18 protein-coding genes are annotated in these 22,841 nt (G+C 63.8%); 4 read left to right on the top strand and 14 right to left on the bottom strand.

The features are described from left to right. The first annotated feature begins 62 nt into the window (after positions 1-62). The gene (locus NY78_RS25585) at positions 63-167 is read left to right on the top strand and encodes a hypothetical protein (protein WP_231584030.1); all 105 of its coding nucleotides are present in this window, start codon (positions 63-65) and stop codon (positions 165-167) included. Here the strand turns inward: NY78_RS25585 and NY78_RS16965 are convergent. Then, complete coding sequence (locus NY78_RS16965) at positions 140-1,630, bottom strand: hybrid sensor histidine kinase/response regulator (protein WP_043638527.1); 1,491 nt, start codon at positions 1,628-1,630, stop codon at positions 140-142. The two genes, NY78_RS25585 and NY78_RS16965, sit on opposite strands and share 28 nt — an antisense overlap. Positions 1,631-1,788: 158 nt before the next feature. Here NY78_RS16965 and NY78_RS16970 point away from each other — a divergent pair, with 158 nt between their 5' ends. Both NY78_RS16970 and NY78_RS16975 read left to right on the top strand, forming a co-directional pair. Next, positions 1,789-2,802: a glycosyltransferase gene (locus NY78_RS16970; RefSeq protein WP_043638530.1), complete on the top strand. Its 1,014-nt coding sequence runs from the start codon at positions 1,789-1,791 to the stop codon at positions 2,800-2,802. 103 nt (positions 2,803-2,905) lie between these two features. Further along, positions 2,906-6,283, top strand: a complete 3,378-nt coding sequence (locus tag NY78_RS16975) for an ATP-binding protein (RefSeq protein WP_043638534.1) — start codon at positions 2,906-2,908, stop codon at positions 6,281-6,283. 94 nt (positions 6,284-6,377) lie between these two features. On the opposite strand, the gene NY78_RS16980 is transcribed toward NY78_RS16975, so the two are convergent. From NY78_RS16980 to NY78_RS17025, 10 genes are all read right to left on the bottom strand, one after another. Continuing rightward, on the bottom strand, positions 6,378-6,932 hold the full coding sequence (locus NY78_RS16980) for an acetate uptake transporter (protein ID WP_043638537.1): 555 nt from the start codon (positions 6,930-6,932) through the stop codon (positions 6,378-6,380). A 122-nt stretch (positions 6,933-7,054) separates the two neighbouring features. Continuing rightward, a complete protein-coding gene (locus NY78_RS16985) occupies positions 7,055-7,954 on the bottom strand; it encodes a sensor domain-containing diguanylate cyclase (protein ID WP_043638540.1) in 900 nt (299 codons plus the stop codon). Beyond that, positions 7,951-9,090, bottom strand: a complete 1,140-nt coding sequence (locus NY78_RS16990; protein WP_231584029.1) for a PAS domain-containing sensor histidine kinase — start codon at positions 9,088-9,090, stop codon at positions 7,951-7,953. Before NY78_RS16990 ends, NY78_RS16985 begins: the two co-directional genes overlap by 4 nt. A 14-nt stretch (positions 9,091-9,104) precedes the next feature. Continuing rightward, a complete protein-coding gene (locus NY78_RS16995; protein WP_043638545.1) occupies positions 9,105-9,479 on the bottom strand; it encodes a response regulator in 375 nt (124 codons plus the stop codon). Positions 9,480-9,482: 3 nt separating this feature from the next. Further along, entirely contained in the window at positions 9,483-10,004 is a 522-nt protein-coding gene (locus NY78_RS17000; protein ID WP_043638547.1) for a chemotaxis protein CheX, read from the bottom strand. Further along, complete coding sequence (locus NY78_RS17005; RefSeq protein ID WP_047960258.1) at positions 10,001-13,213, bottom strand: transporter substrate-binding domain-containing protein; 3,213 nt, start codon at positions 13,211-13,213, stop codon at positions 10,001-10,003. Before NY78_RS17005 ends, NY78_RS17000 begins: the two co-directional genes overlap by 4 nt. A gap of 68 nt (positions 13,214-13,281) precedes the next feature. Beyond that, on the bottom strand, positions 13,282-14,139 hold the full coding sequence (locus NY78_RS17010) for a transglutaminase family protein (RefSeq protein WP_053062255.1): 858 nt from the start codon (positions 14,137-14,139) through the stop codon (positions 13,282-13,284). A 3-nt stretch (positions 14,140-14,142) separates the two neighbouring features. Continuing rightward, positions 14,143-14,907 (bottom strand): peptidase, encoded by a 765-nt coding sequence (locus NY78_RS17015; protein ID WP_043638553.1) that lies wholly within the window; start codon positions 14,905-14,907, stop codon positions 14,143-14,145. Between the two features lie 12 nt (positions 14,908-14,919). Next, positions 14,920-15,894, bottom strand: coding sequence for an alpha-E domain-containing protein (locus NY78_RS17020; RefSeq protein ID WP_043638556.1), 975 nt, complete (start codon positions 15,892-15,894; stop codon positions 14,920-14,922). Between the two features lie 39 nt (positions 15,895-15,933). Further along, entirely contained in the window at positions 15,934-17,406 is a 1,473-nt protein-coding gene (locus tag NY78_RS17025; protein WP_082140077.1) for a circularly permuted type 2 ATP-grasp protein, read from the bottom strand. Positions 17,407-17,566: 160 nt separating this feature from the next. On the opposite strand from NY78_RS17025, the gene NY78_RS17030 reads away from it, so the two are divergent. Next, positions 17,567-18,505, top strand: a complete 939-nt coding sequence (locus NY78_RS17030) for a hypothetical protein (RefSeq protein ID WP_043638559.1) — start codon at positions 17,567-17,569, stop codon at positions 18,503-18,505. A 32-nt stretch (positions 18,506-18,537) separates the two neighbouring features. On the opposite strand, the gene NY78_RS17035 is transcribed toward NY78_RS17030, so the two are convergent. The 3 genes from NY78_RS17035 to NY78_RS17045 all read right to left on the bottom strand — a co-directional run bounded on the left by NY78_RS17035 (position 18,538) and on the right by NY78_RS17045 (position 22,735). Next, the gene (locus tag NY78_RS17035; RefSeq protein WP_047960259.1) at positions 18,538-20,253 is read right to left on the bottom strand and encodes a sensor histidine kinase; all 1,716 of its coding nucleotides are present in this window, start codon (positions 20,251-20,253) and stop codon (positions 18,538-18,540) included. Positions 20,254-20,409: 156 nt separating this feature from the next. Further along, on the bottom strand, positions 20,410-20,823 hold the full coding sequence (locus tag NY78_RS17040) for a MarR family winged helix-turn-helix transcriptional regulator (RefSeq protein WP_043638565.1): 414 nt from the start codon (positions 20,821-20,823) through the stop codon (positions 20,410-20,412). 4 nt (positions 20,824-20,827) lie between these two features. After that, positions 20,828-22,735, bottom strand: a complete 1,908-nt coding sequence (locus NY78_RS17045) for a heavy metal translocating P-type ATPase (RefSeq protein WP_043638568.1) — start codon at positions 22,733-22,735, stop codon at positions 20,828-20,830. Positions 22,736-22,841: the final 106 nt, after the last annotated feature.

Here is a 22,841-nt window from a genome sequence, read left to right on the forward strand (position 1 = left end):
GCCGGGTGACGCCCATCCCCTCGTCGGCCTATCCGCAAAAGGCCAAACGCCCGCCCTACTCGGTGCTCGACAACAGCAAGCTGGCGGCGGCCATCGGCCGCACGCCCCGGGCCTGGGGAGTGACTGTACGGGAATACGTCTACGAGCAGGAGCAGGCGTCGAACTGATCCAGCGCCGGCATCAGGGGCAGGGTAAAGCAGAAGGCCGCACCCTGCCCCGGGTCGGATTCCACCCAAATGCGTCCGCCGTGGGCCACGGCAATGCCTTCGGCAATGGCCAACCCCAGACCGAGGCTTTTTTCCCCGGCTGTGGGCCGGGCCGACAGGCGTTCAAAGGGCTTGAACAGTCGATGCCGCTCCTCAATGAGGATGCCCGGCCCCTGATCGCTGACCCGCACCACCACCTCGTTTTGGGCCAAGAACAACGTGAGACGCACCAGACTTTTCGCCGGCGAAAACTTGATGGCATTGGAAAGCAGGTTGTCGAGCAACCGGGCCATGAGGTCGGGATCAAACAGCATGACCGGCAGATCCGGCACCCGGGCCTCGACCCGGATCCCCTTGCCGGCAGCCGTGGCTTCGGCCAGCCTGACCCGTTCCATGATCAGGGCGTCGAGATGCGAGGCCGCCAGCGCCGGCTCCAGGTGGCCTGTTTCCAGGCGGGTGAGGTCCTGCATGTTGGCGGCCAGGGTACACAGCCGGCGTCCGGCCTGGCTGATCACCGCCGCCATCTCCCGGACTTCGCCCCCGATATCGCCGCATACGCCGTCGAGGATCAGATTGGCCGCGCCGACGATCCCGCCGGCCGGGCTTTTCAGATCATGGGCCAGCATGGACAGAAACATCCGGCGCAGGCGCTCCAGACGCTTGATTTCAAGCATCCTTTCCACGGCCTCGACGCCGTGCAGCACCCGGCAATACAGCTCCTCGCGCTCAAAGGGCTTATGCAGGTAGTCGTCGCCGCCGCTTTTGAGAAATTCCGCTGAAATGGACCGGGGAGCCTTGCCCGAAATACCGATGAGACAGATTTCGCGCTGGCGGAAACGCCGCCTGATGGTGCGGGTCAGCTCCACGCCGTTTTGTTCCGGCATGTCGTAATCGATAATGACGGCAGTGATATCCGGGCGCTGTTCGAGGACAGCCAGGGCCATGGCCGCCGAGGCGACCATGTGGACGCGAAACTGGTAACGGCGCAGTTGACGACGCAAAAAAAGCCGCATGAAAGCGGAATCTTCCACCACCAGGATGCGGGCCGAACGGTTTTTAAGCAGCCGGTCCACAAACCGCGCCACGGACTGCGGGTCCTCGGCCTCGGCCACGACAAAGTCGATGGCGTCCAGTTCCTGGGCCAGATCGCGGAACTGCGGCCGGTAGCGTTCGGCCACGGCCAGCCAGGGAATCGCGCCGCTGGCCGCTGCTGCCGCCAATGCCCGCACCGCCGTTTCAGACAGAGCCAGATCCACGACGCACAGGAGCACGAGGCCTCGATCCCCGGCGGCCAGCAAGGCCACGGCGGCGTCGGGATCACGGATCTGCACGGCCCCAAGCCCGGACAACATGCCGCAATGCCGCTCAACAGCGGCAGCCAAACTTGGATTATCGGAGACAAGGAGGATTCTCGGGTCGGACATGGCAGGTAATACGTCTCCCCGGTGGCGATATATAATCCTATCAAATGCCATGCTCCAGAGCAATGCAGCTTGCCTCAAAACAAACAAATTGAATACCTCGATAAACTAGGTAGTTGCCGCTTCTTGCCCACCATTTCCCATCTCGCTACACTCCCAGAATGATTTCCGTTGTCCTGCCGGCCCGCAATGCCGCCGCCACCCTGCCCGCCGCCCTGGACAGTCTGGCCGGCCAGACCCTGGACGACTTTGAGGTCGTCATCGTGGACGACGGTTCCGACGACGGCGGGGCCACCCGCGCCGTTGCCGCCGCCTTTTCCGGCCGCGACAGTCGCTTTCGTCTGCTGTCCCGCCCCCACCGCGGCATCGTCGCCGCCCTCGAAGCCGGCATTGCGGCAGCTCGAGGCTGGGCCATCGCCCGCATGGACGCCGACGACCTCTGCCATCCCGATCGCCTGTTGCGTCAGGCCCGGCACCTCGACGCCAATCCGGCTGTGGGGCTGGTGTCGTGCCAGGTGGCCTTTGGCGGGGATGCCCGGGCCGCCCAGGGCTACCAGACCCATATTGACTGGTGCAACAGCCTGACATCGTATCAGGCGATCCGGTTGGGCATTTTCCGGGAATCCCCCCTGCCCCACCCTTCGGTGCTGTTTCGCCGGGAACTGATTGATCGCCACGGCGGCTACCGGGCTGGCGATTTCCCCGAGGATTACGAGTTGTGGCTACGCTGGCTGGAGGCCGGCGTGGTCATGGATAAACTGCCGCAGACGCTCTTGACCTGGAACGACCCGCCCGGACGACTTTCCCGGGTTGACTCCCGCTACCATACCGAGGCCTTCTTCCGGATCAAGGCCGGCTATTTGGCCCGCTTCCTGGCTCGGATCAATCCCTGCCATCCCCGGGTCATCGTGGCCGGGGCCGGACGCATCACCCGCCGCCGGGCCGAACGACTCCTGGACCACGGCATCGTCATCGAGGCCTGGCTCGATATTGATCCCGACAAGGTGGGCAAACGCGTGGCCGGCCGGCCGGTCCTGCCTTGGGATGCCGTGCCCGGCCCGGAGGCCTGTTTCGTGCTGCCCTATGTGGCCTGCCGGGGAGCGACTGAAGAGATCCTCGACCGCTTGCAGTCCCGGGGCTTTGTTCTCGGACAAAACTGCCTGCCGGCCGCCTGAATCGCGCTGCCGCCCTTGCTTTGCCCGCCGAAGTCTTTTAGGCAATTCCCTGACGGTGTTCGCCCTTTGGCACTTCGGCTCATTTTTTCCGGGAGAACTTGGCATGGCGTGGCGACGGCTTCGAAGCCTGCGCACCCGATTGCTATGGCTTGTTGTGCTGACGCTGGCCCCGATCATTGCGCTCCATGTGGCCTCTTCCCTGGAAAAACGCCGTATGGCCCGCGAAGCGGTCGAAAGCGGGATGCACAGCATTGCCGATCTGGCCGCCGGCAATGCCCAGGCCCTGCTGTCCAGCGCCAGTGAAGTGCTCAACGGCCTGACGCATCTCCAGCCGGTCACGCAGCGAGAGCCTGACGCCAGCGCCAAGGTATTCGCCGACGCCAAAAACATTTTCCCCAATTTTGTCCAATTATTCCTCATAGCGCCCGATGGCAGTCTGGTGGCTGCAGCACCCGCTTCCGACGCAACGCCCTCCCCTGTCGCACATTCCTGGCTGGCCCAGGCCCTGGACAATCCCGACCGGACCATAGACGGGTACCAGACCGGCCAGGGGGCTGTTCCGGCCGGCCTGCTCCTGGCCCACGCCGTGAAAGACAGCGCGGGAACACTCGGAGGCGTTTGCGCCGTCGTGCTGCGCCCGGACTGGTTCGCCGCCATTTTTAACGGTATCCGGATGCCGGAAGCGGCCCAGGCCTGCCTGTTTGACGACAAGGGTTTGATGCTGGCCGCCTGGCCGAGCACCCCTGCCGCCCTCGGCCGCCCTGTGCCCGGAACCGAAGCCCTGCTGCCCCGCTTAAAGAGCGAAGCGCGAGCCATCGACTGGACCGGGCCTGGCCTGGACGGCGTAGAGCATCATGCCATTTTTTCCCCGGTTGGCCCCCTCGGCGAGAACCGCCTGTATATCCGCCTGAGCCAGCCGGAGGCGATCCATGCCGCCGTCCTGGCCACGACCTGGCAACGCGACATGTTCTTTTTCGGCCTGTCCGTGGCCCTGGCCCTGGGGGCAGCCTACCTGTTCAACCAGATTTTCCTCTTGCGCCCGGGCGAACAGCTTGCCTCCATGGCCAAGGGCATGGCCGCCGGCGATCTTGACCGCCGCTCCGGCCTCGCCGCCGGTCAGGGGGAAATGGCCGACCTTGGCCGGGCGTTGGACGCAATGGCCGACAAATTGCGTCAGCGGATCCAATTCACCCAAGAGCTCATCGACGCCATCCCCCTGCCGCTTTTTTACAAAGACCTCGACGGCCGTTACCTGGGCTGCAATACGCCCTATACGCGCGACATCCGGCCCCGCGAGGTCATCATCGGCCAGACCGTGCATGCCATGGAAAATCCGGACCGGGCCAGACTGTGCGCGGAAATGGATCAGGCGGCCTTAACCAGTCCACACCGCACCGTTGGATATGAAACATCCTTGGAATATAGCGACGGGTCCGTGCGCGACCTCATTGTCTTCAAGTCGTTGTTCCGCGACGTCTCGGGCGCGCCAGCCGGCATTATCGGCGTCCTGCTGGACATTTCCGCCCGCAAGCGTTCGGAACAAAAACTGATCGCCTCCCAGACCCGCTACCAACTGCTGTTGGACTCCATGCACGATGGGTTCGTCGTGGTCTCCAGCGACTATCGGCTGGTTGAGTCCAACCCGGCCTTTCGGGCCATGCTCGGCTACGATGCAGACGAACTTTCGGCCATGACCTACCGGGACATCACCCCCGAAGCCTGGCACCCCATCGAGGCACAAATCCTGGCCGAAGTCGACGCCGGAGGCTTCTCCGAGGTCTTTGAAAAGGAATACCGCCATAAGGACGGCCACATTTTCCCCGTTGCCCTGCGACTACACCGCCACCCGGCCGGCCTTGGAGACGAGCGCCGCTACTTTGCCGTGGTGCGCGACATTACCGACGTCAAGGTCATCGAGTCCGAACTCCGCCAGGCCAAAGAAGCGGCCGAAACCGCCAACCGGGCCAAAAGCGATTTCCTGGCCAAGATGAGCCACGAAATCCGCACCCCCCTGCACGCCGTCATCGGCATGACCGAGCTGACCCTTGGCACAGAGCTGTCCCTGCAACAACGCGATGCCCTGGAAACAGTCCGTGAAGCCGGCGGCAACCTGCTCGCCATCATAAACGACATTCTCGATCTCTCACGCATTGAGGCCAAAAGGCTGGAACTGGTCACCGAGGACTACGACCTGCGCCGCACCCTGGCCGGCGTGGCCCGCACGCTGCGCCCCCAGGCGCTGCACAAGGGACTCATCCTGTCCCTGGTTATCGCCCCGGACGTGCCGCGCTACATTCGGGGCGACCAGGGCAGGCTGCGCCAGATTCTCATTAACCTCCTCGGCAATGCCGTTAAATTCACCGAACACGGCAGCGTCAGCCTGCGCGCCTGTATCCTGGCCGAGCCGGACCGCCTGGAACTGATCGTCGCCGATACCGGCGTCGGCATTCCCCCCGACCGCCTGGAGCGAGTGTTTGACATGTTCACCCAGGCCGATTCCAGCGTAACCCGCCACTTCGGCGGCACCGGCCTGGGGCTGGCCATCTGCCGGGAACTCTGCCGGCTTATGGGCGGCGTCATCGAAGCCCAGAGCACCCCTGGCTTGGGGAGCCTGTTTCGGGTTCGCCTGCCTCTGACCCCGGCCCTGGCCATCCCTCCCCAGTCAGCACCCCAGGCCGAGCCCGAACGGCCGGTCACCAGAGTTCTTCACATTCTTCTGGCCGAAGACAACCCGGTCAACGTCAAGGTGGCCACGACCTTTTTATCCCGACGCGGCCACCGGACAACCGTGGCTCCCGACGGCCGGCAGGCCTTGCGCCATCTGGCAGACGATACGTTTGATCTGGTGCTCATGGATATTGAAATGCCGGAACTTGACGGCATGGAGGCCACAAGGCGGCTGCGCAGCGGCCAGGCCGGTCCGAAAAACCGCCACGTGCCCGTGGTGGCCATGACCGCCCACGCCTTTTCCGGATTCATGGAGCGTTGCTTGGACTCTGGGATGACCGATTTTCTTCCCAAGCCACTGGATTTTAAGACGCTGGACAAACTTCTGGGCCGCATTGCCGGCGGCATCGACAGCCAAGGCGTTTCCCCGCCCCCGGTTGCCGAGTCGGAGACGGCATTGGATTCGCAGGCCGCGTTGCGCCGTCTGGGCGACGACACGGACCTGCTGCGGGAGATCGAAGACGATTTCCTGCGCCAGTATCCCCGCAAGCTGCGGCTGGTCAGTCTCTGTAGCGACAAGGAAAACTGGAGCGAGGCAGCCCTGGCCGCCCATTCGCTCAAAAACATCGCCGGCGCCGTAGGAGCGGAATCGTCCCGTCGTCTGGCCGGACGTCTGGAAATCATGCTGCGCGAAAATGATGCTTCCGCTGCCCACGAGGTGTTTCTCGCCCTCAAACAGCATCTGGAGGCCGCCGCGCAAGCCATCAAGGCCAAGCTCCCGCTGCCGGCAGATCCTGTTCGCACCACAAAATAAGAAAGCCGACCGCCCGTTTCCACGGGTGTCGGCTTGGCGACGCACATGTCCGCCTAGGGGCGCATCCACGGGCGGCAGCGGCCAGGGGCCTCGCTCAACCCACAGGCAGCACCGTGCGACCGTATTTTTCGTTTAGCACCTCAGCCATGGCCAGATAGCAAGCGCTGGCCCCGCACAGGATACCCTCGTAGCCGGCCAAGCGGCCAATCGCTGCCGATTCCAGCCAGTCCCGGGCAGCCAGCAGGAAAAAAAGCACGGTCAGGGAACCGAAGACGAATTTCAACACGAAGTTGCCGCCCAGGGTCCCCAGAAACATAAACAGGGTGAATATGCCCCAGAGAAAGAGAAACCAGCCCATAAAGGCCTCCGGGGTGGGCTCGGCCAGGCCAAGCTTGGGCAGCATGATAAGACCGCACAGCGTGAGCCAGAAGAATCCATAGCTGGCAAAGGCCGTCAGGCCAAAGGTGTTCCCCTTTCGAAATTCCAGGATGCCGGCAATGACTTGCGCCATGCCGCCGTAAAAAATGCCCATGGCCAGGACCATGGAGCCGATGGGAAACCATCCGGCGTTGTGGATGTTGAGTAAAATGGTGGTCATGCCGAAGCCCATGAGGCCAAGCGGTGCAGGATTGGCCAGTCTGGCATCCATGATGTGCCGTCCTTCATGTGGGAGGTGGAGCCGGGCGTACCCGCCGCAGGACGCTTCGACCGGAAAGACAGGCGGTAAAGACTTTTTCCCGGCCTGTAAAGCCGGCAATAGGCATGAACCGGTCAGCCCGTCTCGACCCGGTTGCGCCCGAGATCCTTGGCCGCATACAGGGCATGATCGACGCGCGTCAGCAGGGTTTCCAGATCGTCGCCGGTCCGGGCCTCGACCACGCCGAAACTGCAGGTGATGGCGCCCACCTCCGCCAGATCAATCCCCGCTATGGCCAGACGCAACTTCTCGGCCAGGACATAGGCCTCGGCCAGACGCATCCCCGGGCAGCTGACCAAGAATTCCTCTCCGCCCCAGCGTCCAACGGTCGCCCCTGTTGGCACGCCTTGTCGCAACATCCCGGGCAAAGCCCGGAGCACGGCGTCGCCGCGCAGATGGCCATAACGGTCGTTTATGGCCTTGAAATGGTCGATATCAAGCATGATCAGGCTGTAGGGGGTCCCCTCCTCGGCCCTCCCAGCCAATCCGGCCAGCAGCAAGGTCTCGACATGTTGGCGGTTGGCCAGTCCGGTGAGCATGTCGGTGGTGGAGAGGCGCACCAGTTCGAGATTGGTCAGGGCAAGGGTGGCATGGGCTTCGGCCAACTGGTTCTGGGTGGCCTTGAGCTGGGAGATGTCCACGGCAATGGCATAGCGCACCACCCGCCCGTCAGGCCAGGTCATGGCCCGCACCTGCATCTGGTACCAGCGGTCATCGGATTCATTGAAATGCTCAAACACCCGGGTTTGCCCGTTGGGCCGCCCCTGGGCGGTCATCAGCTCCGGCAGATGGCACCAGGGACAGGGCGACTCGCGCTCATAGAGGGCCAGGTGGCAACAGCGGCCGATATGGTTGCCAAAATGCTCGTGAAAGGCCTTGTTGCAGTAGATGATGCAGTTCGTGGCCGCGTCCACCACATAGATGCCAAACGGGATCAGGTCGAAATGGCTTTCAAACAGGGCATTCTCCATCATGCGACAGCGACTCCGACCCGAGGCAGGGTGACGATGATGGTGGTGTGCCCGGGGACGCCGGCGTCAAGCGCGATGTCCCCTCCGTGGGCTTTGGCGGCCAGGGCGGCGGAATAGGCTCCAAGGCCGGTCCCTCCCCGCTTGCCCACAGTGACATACTTGTCAAACATCCTGGAGCGTATCTCCGGCGGCACTTCGCCGACATTCGTGACGACAAGGCGGATGGCCTGCGGTCCGGGCTGGACATCCACGGCCACGCGACCGCCGTCCGGCGAAGCCTCCAGGGCATTGACAAGGAGGTTTTGCAGCATGGGGCCAAGGAGCAGATCGTCGCCGGCGTATTCCACCCGGGCTCCGGCCGGCACTGCGCCCCCGGACAGAGTCGTCTCCAGGGTGCGTCCCCGGGAAATGGCCATGGCGCAAAGCCGGGCGCAGGTGCGGCTGGCCAGATCCAGGATATCCAGAGGATGGGGGGTGAGGACGAAGGCGCCGGTTTCCAGGCGGTAGAGCACCAAGGACTGGTTGAGCATATCCAACATGGAATGGGCGGCCTGCTCAATGAGCCCCACAATATGGGCCGCCTCAGGCGGCAGATCGTAATTTTCCTGGAGCACCTGGGGCAGGCCGATAAGCGCGGACAGCGGGGCCTTGAGATCATGGCGGGCGATGCGCTCCACATGCTCACGCAAATCCATGTTCGCCATCAGGGCCGTATTCTGTCTGGCCAATTCCCGGTTGCGTATGGCCAATTCGGCATGGGCCTCGGCCAGCCGGTTCTGCGTATCCTTGAGTTGCGAGATGTCCACGGCAATGGCGTATTTGACCACCCGGCCGTCGGGCCAGCCCATGGCTTTTTCCTGGATCTGGGCCCACTTCTCGTCGCGTTCGTTATAGTAATCGTAGATGGCGGTCTGGCCGTTTGGCATCCCTTCGGCAGTCAACACCTGCGGGATGCGGCAATGCAGACACGGGGCGTCATTGTCGTAAAGGACCTTGTAACACGCCCCCCCTTCCACTGGACCAAGGCTCTCCCGGTAGTGGCGGTTGATGAAGACCAACTCGTACGTGGCCACGTCCACGACGTAGATTCCGAAAGGGATGACGTCGAAGTGCGTTTGCAACAGGGCGCTTTCGAGCATGGAGCCGCTTTGCATCACAGGTATTTGGCCACAACGGTATCGAGGGTTTCAGCCAGTTTTTCCTGTTTGACGGGTTTGAGGATATAGCCTTTGGCCCCGGCCTCGATGGCGTCCATGACCATTTGTTCCTGGCCGTGGGAAGTGACGATGATAATGCAGGCCCCGGGGTGGTCGGCCAGGATGCGCCGGGTGGCCTCAATGCCGTTCATATCCGGCATGGTGATGTCCATGGTGGTGACGTCCGGGGCCACCGCGGCGAAGCGCTCCACAGCCTGTTGGCCGGTGGTGGCCACGCCGGCCACCTCGTGGCCGAGGTCTTCCAGGAGCTTGGTCATTTTTTTCACGGTGAGGCCTGAATCGTCCACCACCAGAATGCGTAGGGATTTCATGCCTTACTCCTTCACATACTCAAGTGCGTCGTCAAACAGTTCACCCGGGCCGATCAGATGGATGGCCAGAGCGCCGGCATCGGCGGTCAGCTCGGCCGAGGCGAATTTCGCCCCGCGGTGGCGCATGACCGACTTGGCCTCGGTGATGATGATGGGCGGGGACAAGGCGATGGAGGGGCCGTTGTTGGCCACGTCGGCCAGGGCATTGCCCACGATGATGTTGATAATGTCGCCGGCGGTCTCCTGCATGGCGTCCTCGCGCTCCTCCTCGGCAATGTCGAGGTCGGCGGTATAGGCGGCAAAGGCCGCTTCAATGAGCGAGGCATCGAAACTGTAGGCGAGATAGAGCTTCAGCTGGCCGGTGGCGCTCAAAATGGCGGTCAGGTGGCGCAGATCAAGCTTTTGCACATCATCGAAATGAAAGGCGGTCTCTGTGGTGGCAAGACCGAGTTCTTCGAGAAAAAAAGTACTGGTCCGTGCCGTCAGCGCGTCCAGAAAGGCTTTCACGTCCAGGTGTTCGGTCATACCATCTCCCGATCAATTTGACGCTGAGCGCCAGGCAGGGGCACGGTGACAATCAGACGCATTCCCTGGCCCGGCTGGCTTATTACAGAAGCATTGCCGCCAAGGCGCTCGGCCTCGGCCCGTACGGCGGCCAGTCCCACGCCCCGGCCGGAGAGGTCTCCGACGGTGCGGCGCGAGGTAAACCCGTCACAAAAAAGCAGTTCCCAAATGGCCCGGTCGTCCATGGCCGCCAGTTCTTCGGCTCCGGCCAATTCCAGCTCGAAGGCCCGCGAGCGCACGGCTTCCACATCCACACCCGGGCCGTCGTCGGCCACTTCAATGGTCACGCTTCCGTCCCCGGCCCGCACGCGGCAGGTCACGGATCCGGTCTCGGGCTTGCCGGCCGCCGTGCGCTCGTCAGGAGTCTCCAGACCATGGTCCACGGCATTTCGAAAGGCATGTACCAGAGATTTCGCCAAAGGGCCAAACCGGGTTGGATCAACCAGGACAGCATCCCCTTCCACGCCAAAGGGCGCCACGAGCTTGCCCCGGCCGGCGGCCAGTCGGGCGACCAGTCGGGGATAGGCCGACAGCAGTTTGCCAATGGGTACATGGCGCAGATCGCGGGCTGCGGTCAGCACCGCCTGATCGTCGGCCCCAAGGGGGAGCTCGTCCAGCCGGGTCAGCAGCCGTTCGGCCAGGGAGGCCAGGGCGGCGGCCAACTCCTCGCCGAGACATATTTCGCCGCGACGGTTAAAAAATTCCGGTCCCAGGGACTCGCGCACCACGTCAAGGTCCTTTTCCAGGGCTTCGTCCACAGCCCGGTCAGCCAGCAGGGCCTGCACGGCGACGAGGTCCAAAACCGCCTCCCGGCCAAGCCCGGTCAATTGCGTCTCCAGGGCGTCCAGGGCCTTGGCCACAAAGGCGCATTCGAGCTGCAAAAAGAGTCCCTTGAAGGTGTGCACTTGGCGGTACACGCGATCCAGAGCCCCTCGGCCGTCGGCAGCGGCGGCCACCAACGCGGCCCCGGATTGCCGGAAATCGGCAAAACTGTCGATCACCGCAAAAAAGTCGTTCTGCTCCCGCACCGCCGCCACCACGCAGGCCAGCCGGTTGCGCTCCCGGGCCACGGCGTCCTTGAGGCGGGCCTCGCCGGTGACATCGGTGATGACGAACATAAGCTGCCCCCCTTCCAGGGGACGGTAGCCCAGGCGCAAGGACTGCTCGCCCCGGGTCACCTGCTTGGGCATAAGCGACAGATAGAGGTCCCGGCGGTAGACATCCGGTTCGTCGATGAGACGCCTGATGTTGACGCTCATGGCCTGGCATTCGGCCGTATCCGGTGAAAACAGCAGTTCGGCCACGTTTTTCCCTGCGATAGCAACGCCAAACAGCACTTGGCATTCCTGGCTGTATCGGGGAGCAATCATCCCGTCGCGATCAACGGATAAAAACCCCTGGCCGGCATTGTCGAGCAGCGCCGCCATGTCGCGATTGGCGTCGTCCAGGGCTTCATGGGCCTGGCGGATGGCCCGGTTGAGCCGGGAGAGCTTGCGGTTCCACCAGACGATCAGGACAAAGACCAGGGCCGCCCCGGCCAACGCCTTCCAGAACTTCGTATAGTCGAAGCTTTCCTCGAAGGTGACGGCCACCCATTTTTTGATGATGGCGTCGGACTCTTCCTTGGATATGGCGTTGACGGCCTTTTGGAACAACGAGGCCAGTTCCGGCTCATCGTCCCGACTGGCGATGGACAGGTCAAGTTGGGCTTCCAGACGGCCGGCGATTTTCAAATCGCTGAAGTGGTCCTTGGCGATGGCCTGGCTGATGGCCGGCACGGTGTCGATGTAGCCATAGAGTTTGCCGTCGGCCACCAGGCGCAGGCCCTCGGACACGCTTGGCACTTCCATCAGGTGCATGTCCGGGTATTTGGCCCGCAGGATGTCCAGGCTGGCGTAGCCGTTGACCACCCCGAGCGTCTTGCCGGCCAGCCCGGCCGGATCGTCAATAAACGGCGTCTTGGCCCGGGTGGCCACGACCATGGGAAACCGCAGATAGGGTGAGGAAAAACGCAGATAGCCGCGGCGTTCCTTGGTTTCGCCGGCAGTGGCCAGAAAATCGCAACGCCGGGAGCGCACGGCAGCCAGGCTCTGGCTCCAGGAACTCGTCGGCACAAGCACCATGGGCACGCCCAGACGTTCACTCATAAGTGTCAGGAAATCAGCGGAAATGCCCACATGCCGGCCATTTTCGTCGATGCGCTCGATCGGCGCCCAGTCCGGGTCCACACAATACGCCAGAGCCTTCTTGCGACCGAGGTAGTCGCGCTCCCGATCGGTCAGGGTCACGCCGGTGCGGCCGTCGTCCGGCTTGCCCATGACCGCAGACGCGCCTGCGCCGGCTGGGGTCGCGCCTTTGTAGATCGGCAGCCACTTGGCGAAAAGCGCGGCCTTCTCTGCATCGTCCACTGCCGCCTGGGCTTTTTGCAAAATAGTGGCCAAAAGCGGCCAGTCCTTGCGTACCAGGGAAAATATCTCGAAATTGTAGTCAAGCTGGCCGGAAATCTTGACGTTGGCCAGTCCCGCTCCGCGAATGGCATACGCGGCCACGGCCAGATTTTCTACGGCGGCGTCGGCCTTGCCGACTGACACCAGGCCAAGCGCCTCGGCCGCGTCATTGGCCGGCAGCAGATCAATGCCCTTGCCGTGCTCCCGGATGTATTCGTAAGCCGTACCGCCGTTGCCCGCCGCCACCCGCTTGCCGGCAAGGGATTCCAGGGAATAAACGGCTGCGTCGTCGCGGCTCATGATCGCCAGGGGAAATCGCAAAAACGGTCCCACAAAAAGCGCGTAATTGGCCCGATCCGGCGTCTTGCCCGTACCGTCGATCATGTCGATGCGCCGCTCGCGCAAAGCGTCCAGGACCTGCTGGAAATCATGGCCGTCGCCAACCAGGACAAACTGGAAGGCCAGACCGGTCTTCTGGGAAATCAGATTGTAATAGTCGTGAAAAAGCCCCTGCAACCGGCCGTCTTCATAGATGGACAGGGGCCGCCAGTCGGTGTCGCTGAACCGGATGACCGGATGCGCTTCGAGAAATGCTTTTTCTTCAGGCGTGAACTCAAGGACCGACGTGGCGGCCCGCGCCGGGGCGCTCCCCCCCCAAGCCAGACAGAGGATCAGGACGGCCAACAGCAGACGCCACATGGACGCACGACAGCAAAAACTCATGCAGCCCCCGTTTCGTTTCCAAGAAACGATACTCCAAGCCGCCACGAAACCCAACCTCTAATACCGGGCTATTCGTTGGGCTGCGACAGTTGAAGCCGAATCTCGTGGGTCAGGCGGGCCGTCCCCCCGTCACCTCGAAAAGCCCCGAAAACCGGGGCGGCGTCGTCAGGATGCGGCGAGGCGGCCAACACAATATGGCGATCGGCCACGGCCAAGCCGAGAGAAGGATCAAAGCCCCGCCAGCCGCCGCCGGGCAGGCACACCTCGGCCCAGGCGTGCAGATCCTGCTCGTCGCTGTCAGGATCGCCCTCGTGATAGCCGCTGGCAAACCGGGCCGGAATGCCGACATGGCGGCAGGCGGCCATAAAGAAGACCGTCAGGTCACGGCAGGAGGCTTCCCCGGCGGCCAGGACGGCGTCGGGATCAAGAATACCCGGTTCGAGGCGAACGCCGGTGCGCAGATTGGCGCTGATCCAGGAGAGCAGGGCCAGGGCAAAATCCTGGGGTGTGTCCGCGCCGTCCTGGCGCAAGCGTTCGGCCAGGGCCAAGGTGCGCCGTTGCTCCCCGGCCACCGGCTCCAGGCAGGATGCAGCCACGGCAGCTTCGGCCCGGGTGAGCGGGATGGGCAACACGGCCCGGGGCGTCTCCACCAGATAGTCGAAGGGATTGCCCCGCAACGTCTCCACCACGGCCTCGGTGGTCACGGCAAAATGGTCGGTGGTGTCGACAAACCAGACCATCAGCACCGTGTTGCCAAGGGCATCGGTCACAAGCGTCCGGCCGGCCGGCTCGGGGGTGATGGCGGCATGAAAGCGCAGGAGCCGCTGGCTGGCGTCGCCGCGCGGCACAAGTCGAACCTGATGCGGTTCCAAAAAGACGCGACACCCGTAGTCGTAGCGGGTGCGGTGCATGATACGGCAGATCACGGTCTACTTTGACTCGGACAGGCAGCCGGTTTTCGCGCACACCTTGGTGAGTTTGGAAGCCACATTGTCGATCCACTCCGAAGGCAGATTGTGGACCAACCCGCGCAGATGTTCCTGCCACCAGGAGGAGATGTCGGCCAGGTCTTCCTTCTCGTAGCGGTGCTGCACCATCTCAAGCCCCCCCCGGTTGTACAGCACCACGTCGATGGGAAAATCCACGTCCGAGGAGCTGATGCGGGTGGAGTCAAAGGCCAGACAACCGACTTTGAGCGCCATACGCAGCGGATCGGAATATTTGAGCGTCCGGTCGAGCACCGGCTTGCCGTAGCCGCCTTCGCCAATGATGTGGTAGGGCGTGCCCTGGTTGATCTCCACCCAGTTGCCTTCGGGATAGACCAGAAACAGTTTGTGGTTGGCGTCCGCCGTCATCTGGCCGCCGATGAGGACGTGAAGGTTGAAGCCCAGTCCTGACTCGGCCAAAAAGGCCTTGTCCTCGGTGGCCACCCGGCGCAACTCGGCGGCAAAGGCATTGACGACCTTGTAGAGCTTGTCAAAAGGCTTGTCGCAGGTCTCCAGCGCCTCTTCAAAATAGGTCAGGGTCTTGTCGCGCACAGAACGCAGCCCGGAGGTCATGAGAAAAAAAGCCCCATGCCCATTCTGATAGATGGAGACCTTCTGGGCGCTCGTCAGTTCGTTGCCGGAGGTGATGCGCGTGTCGGCGATGCCGACAAGGCCGTCCTCTACCGTAATACCGAGGCAAAATGTCATGGAGCTCTCTTGTCACTGTTGACTGGCGGCGTCAATAGCCGGAAACGTGGCGAAAAAGGTGGCGAATATGGCCTCGTCCACAAGGTTCATCCGGGTTTGCAGATTATCCGTAAATTCATGCAATCCCATGGCAAACACCTCTTCCACGCCGCTATAGGCCAGATCGCCGCACAGTAACCCGATACGCTTTTCCGCCGGATTGGCGAAATAGCCCAGGGGCGTGCCGGTAATGGCGTGCAGACACTGCTGGGCCTGTATGAGGCAGCACAGGAGCGAACGCGGGAAGTCATGGTCGAGCAGCAAAAACTCCACAATCCGCTCGGGCTGGATGCGGCCATGACGGCGACGGTAGGCCTCCAGGGCGCTGATGGCCTTTAAAAGCGCCCCCCACTGCACGTAGTCAAGGTTGGAGCCGACGTCAGACGGACGCGGCAGCAGGATGAAGTACTTCACATCAAGGATGCGCGAGGTTTTGTCCGCCCGTTCCAGAAGCCGGCCAAGGCGGAAAAAGTCCCAGGCCTCGTCATGGCTCATGGCGTCACCGGCAATGCCGCTGATGGTCAGATCGCGACGCTTGACCTCGTCGCAGAAGTGGTAGGGGTTATTGAGCACCGTTTCGTAGCTCCGGGCGGCTTCGCGCACCAGATGGTAAAACGTGTTGATCTGTTCCCACATCTCGGTGGGAATGATCTCGCGGATGGTGCGGGCATTGTCCCTGGCCCGGGCCAGGCAGTTGACGATGGAGTTGGGGTATTCCGGGTCAAAGGCCAGAAAGCGGATGACGGTTTTGCGGTTCTCGGCCAGGCCTCGGTCGGTGAAAAGCCCATGGTCGCCCATGGCCGAGACCAGCGGCATCCACTGCTCGCCCCTGCCGCCGGGCGTGTCCAGGGTCAGGTGCCAGTTGACGTCGAGGAACCGGGCAATATTCTCGGCCCGTTCCAGATAGCGGCTCATCCAGTAGATGGCTTCGGCCACGCGGCTTAGCATGCAGGCTCCTTGGATTCGATCATGGCAACGCGCCCGGGTTTACGATGCGACATCCGGATGCGGCTGGCCGGAACCGAGCACCCAGGTGTCCTTGCTGCCGCCGCCCTGGGAGGAATTGACCACCAGGGAGTCGCGCTTGAGCGCCACCCGGGTCAGTCCGCCGGGGATGACCCGGATGTCCTCGCCGTAGAGGATGTAGGGGCGAAGATCCACGTGGCGGCCCTCGAAGTGATCGTCCACGATGACCGGAGCCCGCGACAGGTTAATGGTCGGCTGGGCTATATAGTTGCGCGGATCGGCCTCGATCTTGGCGGCAAAGGCCAGACGTTCCTCGGGTGTGGCTGCCGGGCCGACCAGCATGCCGTAACCGCCGGATTCCGCCGCCGCCTTGACGACCATCGTGTCAAGATTATCCAGTACATGGCGGCGCTGTTTGTCCTCCCAGCACAAAAACGTCTCGACGTTGTCGATCAGCGGCTGCTCGCCCAGGTAGTAGCGGATCATCTGGGGCACGTAGGCGTAGACCACCTTGTCGTCGGCCACGCCGGTGCCGGGCGCGTTGGCCATGGCCACCCGGCCGGCCTTGTAGACCTCCATGAGGCCGGGCACGCCAAGCAGCGAATCGGGCCGAAACACCTTGGGATCGAGAAAGTCCTCGCCCACCCGACGATAGAGGACGTCCACCCGCTCAAGTCCCTTGGTGGTGCGCATGTGGACGTAGCCGTCGACAACGACCAGATCGCGCCCCTCGACCAGCTCGATGCCGGCCTGCTGGGCCAGGAACGTGTGCTCGAAATAGGCGGAGTTATAGACGCCGGGAGTCAGGAGCGCGGCAGTCGGGCGGGCGCCGACCTGGGGCGCGATGGAGTGGAGCATGTCGAGCAGCAGCGGCGCGTAGTCGTCCACCGACCGGATGTCGATGGTTTCAAATACCTGCGGAAAGGCGCGCTTCAAGATCCGACGGTTGGCCAGCACGTAGGATACGCCCGAAGGACAGCGCAGGTTGTCTTCGAGCACCATGAACCGCCCGGTCTCGTCGCGCACGAGATCGGAACCGGTGATGTGGCACCACACCCCGCGCGGTGGATTTAATCCCTGGCATTCCTTGAAATAGCCGGTGGAGGATTCCACCACCGACCGGGGCACCACGCCGTCAGCCATGATGCGGCCTTTATGGTAGACGTCGTCAATGAAAAGATTGAGCGCCTTGATGCGCTGGATCAGCCCTCGCTCCAGGGCATCCCATTCGGCGGCCTCGATGACCCGGGGGATGATGTCGAAGGGAAAGATCTTTTCCGTTCCCTCTTCGTGCCCGTACACGGTAAAGGTGATGCCCATATCGTAGAAGGCCTGTTCGGCCGCCGTCTGCCGGGCCAGGATCTCACCGGGCGGCAGAGACTCGATTTTCTCATGGAGCATCCGGCAACCGTCGCGGGGTTTGCCGTCGGTGGTGAACATCTCATCGTAAAAAGGGCCGGCGTCGTAGTTGTCGAAGTCCATTTTCGGGGGCATGAAGAGGCCTTGCTGCCGCCTGACGGCGGGTAAGTCGTGTGCCGGCCTGGGGTCCGCGCATCCTGGACCACTTCGACCTGATTACCGATTTTGTTAATAATATTCCAAGCCGCCTGTCAATCACCGCCAGGCGGCACAGTGCAAAAAACCTGGATCAACCATGCCTGACACCACATTTTCGGACGTAGCGACAGCCATCGTCGACATCCTTGAAAGGGGCCTTCCCCAGGATGACGCCGTGGTCCACTTCATTGCCTCCACCTACGGCGACCTCCCGGACCAGGCGCTTGCCGCCCTGGTAGCCGACAGCGACGATCCCCAAGCCGCCTCCCTGCTCGAATTGCTGCTTTTCCCCGGTCCGGGCACAGCCCTGGCTTTGGAAGACGTCCTGGGACAGGCCCGCCTTGACGCCGCCGACCTTCCGGCCCTGGCCCAGGCTGTGACCGCCCGCGCGTCCCGGGCTGTTGCCCGCATGCCAAGCGGCAGCCGCATCCCGCTGCCGCTTGCCCCGGAGAGCGTGCGTCGCCTGATCGACCGTCTGTCCCCGCACCGCAGCCTTCCGGCCGACCTGCGCGCCCGGTTGGAGACGCATTGGCCGGATCAGGCCCGGGAGCTGGCCGTCGTGGCCCGGCAGATCGGGCCGGACTGGACCCCGGCCGCCACTGCCTTTACCCAAACCCTGCTCGACAAATTGGCTCCGGCCACGTCCGACCCGGCCCCGGCGGTTGAAGCCGTGCGCTTTGCCCTGCGCTTCCTGGCCGACCAGCCGGCCGGCAGCCTGCCCCTGCCGGCCCTGTTTGCCCGGCGCAACCAGCTGGCCGCCCAGTTGCGCCGGGCCGCGCAGCAGGAAGAGGCCCTGGCCAAAAGCAATTACGAAACACTTATTTTAAGCGGCAACCGCCTGCCCTACCTCCACGCCCCGGACATCGCCCGGGAACTGGGACTGGCCGACGCCGTCATTGTGGCCATGACCGGCCGACCGGCCCCGGATGGGACGGCCAGTTGCCAAAACCTGGGCGTTGTTGCCGGCCTGGAGGAACTGCTCTCGGTCTTTGACCGTCAGACAGAGAAGAACGACGGGGAATCCGGAGGCTTCTGAGCGGAAGAAGCGGCTCTGGCCCCCCCCGGCGCTTAGGCGGAATGCGGGGCAGGGTCGCCGCTGTGCAGCGGCAGGCGGACGAACAGATGGGTACCCGCCTCCTCGCTTGAGGTCCAGTCGAGGTCGCCGCCGTGAAGCCGGGCGATGGTGCGGGCAATGTAGGCCCCAAGCCCGGTGCCGCCGGGCTTGCCGCTGGTGGCGTATTTGGTGGCGAAGCGGCGGCGGATCGCCTCGGGGATGACGCCGTGGTTGTGCAGCGTGACTACGGCGGCGCCCTCCCCGGCGGTCAGGGACAGGGTGACGGCCGTGCCCGGCGGGGCGGCTTCCAGGGCGTTGGTGAGGAGATTGGAAAATACCGTACTTAAGAGCCCGGCCTCGCCGGCCACCACCGGCCCGTGGCTGGAGCCGTTGCCGCCGTTGCTGCCAGTATGGCTGCCGTTGGCGACGTCCAGCCCCTGGCCCCAGACCAGGGCCAGATCCCGACGCCTGGCCAGGGGCGCGGCCACCTGGACCTGACGGCGCAGCAAGGGGACAAGGGCCACGGGCTTGGGCGCCAGTTCGTAGCGGCCCTGCTCGATCTTGCACAAATCGAGGTTGCGCCCGACCATTTCATTGAGTCCGGCGGCCGTATCCCGGATCACGGCAGCGATTTCCCGCTGCTTTTCCGACAGCTCCGATTCGGCCAGATGGGCTGCCAGCCCGGCAATGCCGGCCAGAGGGGAGCGCAGGTCGTGGCGCAGCATCTGCTCCACCCGGTCCCGGGCCTCTTCGGCGCGCACCCGGTCGGTCACGTCGTGAATGATGGAAAACAGCAGGTTGCGGCCCAGATACTCCACCGGTCCGGAATAGGCCTCCACTTCCCGCAACTCCCCGCTGGCCAGACGGTGCCGGAACCGGAAAAAGCCCCGGTGCTCGTCCTTGGCCCGGTCCATTTCCTGGCGCACCTGCTCCCGGGTCAGGGTGTTGATGTCCCAGATCGACAGCTGCTGGATGTCCTCAAGCGGGTAGCCGTAAAACTGGCAGGCCGCCGGATTGGCGTCCACGATGCGCCCGGAGGCCGGATCAATGAGGAGTTTGACGGCGATATTGGAAAAAAACATAGCCCGGTGACGGGCTTCCGATGCGGCCAGGGCCTCGGCCATTTCCTGATTGGCCAGCATGACGGCCACGCCTTGGGCCAGCCGTTCCAGCCGTTTCACCAGGGGCAGGTCCAGGCGGTCAGGCCGACGGTCATTGACCTGGAGCAGGCCCAGAGTCGTGCCGGCGGCGCGCAAGGGAACCAGGGCCACGGTTTCATACCCGGCGGCGTTGCAGCGGTTGCGGGTGCCTACCGGCAAGCCGGCCAAGCCCGAACGGGCCAGCAACTGCGAGGTGGAGCCGGTAAAAAAACTGCCCTGGTCGGTAAAAAACGGCAATCTCGGATCATAGCGCCCTTCGAGCACTGCCCCGCACAGGCATTCCAGCACTGGCACTTGGTCCGGATCAATGTCCTCGTGCTTCGCATCGGCCTGTTGGCACAGCGAATTCTCCTCTGCCAGAAACGACGCAGCAAAGCCGTCAGCCGTGTAATACGGATAGTCGTCGCCGTGGCGCAGACGGATGCCGACGGCCTGGCAACCGGTAACGCGACGCACAATGCCCATGACCACCGCCAACAGGGCGTCGCGGTCGGGTACGGCCGCCAGCAAGGCTGCGCCGTCCTCGAAATCCGCCACATGTGTGCTGCCTGTATCCGGTGCTGCGACCATTTATAGACCCTAGCACCAAGGCTCAAACAATCACAAGTGCTTTGCCGGTATTGGCAACAACGGGGCATCGCCCACGCAGGGCGGATGTTTGACACACACACCTGTGCGCCGGCCCAAAGGGGACCCGTCTGCCGGCCGTCGCACAGGAGGCTGCCTTTAAAAGCAGGTCATGATCCTGGAGAGCATGGCCGCGAACTGGCCAGCCTCGTCGGGCGACAGCGCGCACAGAATCTCCTGGGTGAGCTGGTCGTGAAGCTTGTGGTGTTCGGCAAAAAGTCGCCGCCCTTCGCTTGTCAGGCTCACCCGGATGGAGCGGCGGTCGGTTTCGTGGGGTTTTCGCACCACAAACCCGCCCCGCTCCAGCCGGTCCGCCAGCACCGTCAGCGACCCGGTGGTGATGCCCATTTTGGCGGCCAGCTCGGTCATGCGCAGGTCGCCGTCAGCCCCGAGGATTTCCAGTGTGTGCATCTGGGGCAACGACAGGCCGGACTCCTTGACCACGCCGTGTTCCCAGGAGGAAAACTTCTCGTAGAACTCGATGAGCAGTCGGGTCAGCTGTTCGTTTTCCATTGTGTCATGCCTCGGCGGCCTGCCTGTCGGGTTCGGCGGTCAGGGCCAGACTGGCCGAGGACAACACCACCACGATGGAGCCGATATTGTGAAAGAGGGCGGCCATGACGGGCGAAAGCAGGCCGTAGCCGCCGCCGAGGATGGCCACGGAATTAAAGACCAGCCCCAGGCCGATATTGATGCTGATCATTCTGGTCATGCGCCGGCCAAGGTACACCAGAAACGGCAGGCGTCCAAGGTCGTCGTTGGCCAGGGCGATGTCGGCCGTCTCCAGGGCCACGTCGGAGCCGGCCAGGCCCATGGCCACGCCCACATTGGCCCGGGCCAGGGCCGGGGCGTCGTTGACGCCGTCGCCGACAAAGAACACCCGCCGGCCCTGCTCCTGCAATGCGTCCAGGATCTCCAGCTTGTTTTCAGGTTTGAGCCCGGACCAGACCTCGGTGACGCCAATCCCGGCGGCCATGGAGGAGACGGCCTTGTCGTGGTCGCCCGAGAGGATGCCAATCGTCGTGATGCCAAGGCCGCGCAAGGCGGCAATGGCCGCGCCCGCGTTGTCCCGGACCGTGTCGGACACGGCAAGCAGGCCCAAAATCCGGCCATTCCGGCGCACTACCAGGGCCGTGGCCCCACGCTCACGAATTTCGCTGAGGCCAACGGTGAGTTCGGGCGGCAAGGCGGAAACGCCGCCCATCATTTCCGGACTGCCCACTTCCACGGCCAGACCGTCCATCTCGCCGCGGACGCCCAGGCCGATTTCGGTGATCATGGCATCGGCCGGGCGCACCGCAAGGCCGGCGGTCCGGGCCGCGTCCATGACGGCCGTGGCCAGCGGATGGTTGCAATGGCACTCCAGGCAGGCGGCGCAGCCGATAACCCCGTCGGCCGTCTCCCCGGCTGCCGGGATGACGGCGTCCACCACGGGTCGCCCCAGCGTCAGCGTGCCGGTCTTGTCAAAAAGGACCGTATCGGCCCGGGCGGCCTCCTCAAGGTACTGGCCGCCTTTGACAAGAATGCCGCGTTTGGCGGCCCGGCCGATGGCGGCCACGGTGGCGGTCGGCGCGGCCATGAGCAGGGCGCAGGGACAGCCGGCCACCAACACGGCCACGGCCCGGTCGGCGTCGCCGCCAAGCAGCCAGGCCAAGGCGGCGCAGGCCAGCACCAGCGGCGTGAAATACGCGGCATAGCGGTCGACCACCCGGGCGGCGCGCGGCTTGCCGGCCTCGGCCGCCACCACCAGCCGCACGACCTTGCCGAAGGTGGAGTCTTCGCCGATCTTGCTGGCCCGGGCCACCACCCGGCCGGTATAGTTGAGCGTCCCGGTCAGGATGGTGTCGCCGGGCGCGCGCTGCCTGGGGAGCGATTCGCCGGTCAGGGCCGATTCATCCACAGCGGTCACGCCCGATTCGATGACGGCGTCAACCGGTATGCGCTCGCCCGGGCGCACCAGCACCCGGTCGCCCACCCGGATGTCCGCCACCGGCACAGTGCGCTCGGCCCCGTCGTCCGTGACCAACACCGCTTCCTGCGGAGCCAGCGAGGCCAGGGCCTCGATGGAACGCCGCGCCCCGTCACTGACCGCCTCCTCCACCAAGGCTCCAAGCGTCATGATAAAGCTCACGACGGCGGCGGTCAGGACCTCGCCCTGGAGCAGCGAGGCCACGATGGCGATGCTCACCAATTCGTCCACATTGACCCGGCGGGAAAGGACTCCCTTCCCGGCTTCGATGACAATGGGCAGTCCGTTAACAGCCACCGAGCCAAGCCCGAGCACCAGCGCAAGCCACACCGGCCAGCCAGCCTGGCCGACGACAAACGCCGCCAATGCCAGTCCGCCGCCGGCCAGACAGACGGCAAAATCCTTCATGGAAAACAAACCCCGGTAATCACCGAGGTTGGAGAAACGACCGATCATAGAGACTCCTCAGCTTGGTTAAACAGATGAAGGGGCGTTACAGCAACTCAACCGAATAAAACGAACAAGGGAGTGCCTCCGGCGGCCGGGGATGCAGCCAAAAGAC

The organism is Desulfovibrio sp. TomC, from assembly GCF_000801335.2.
In the GTDB taxonomy this organism is placed as follows: Bacteria; Desulfobacterota; Desulfovibrionia; order Desulfovibrionales; family Desulfovibrionaceae; genus Solidesulfovibrio.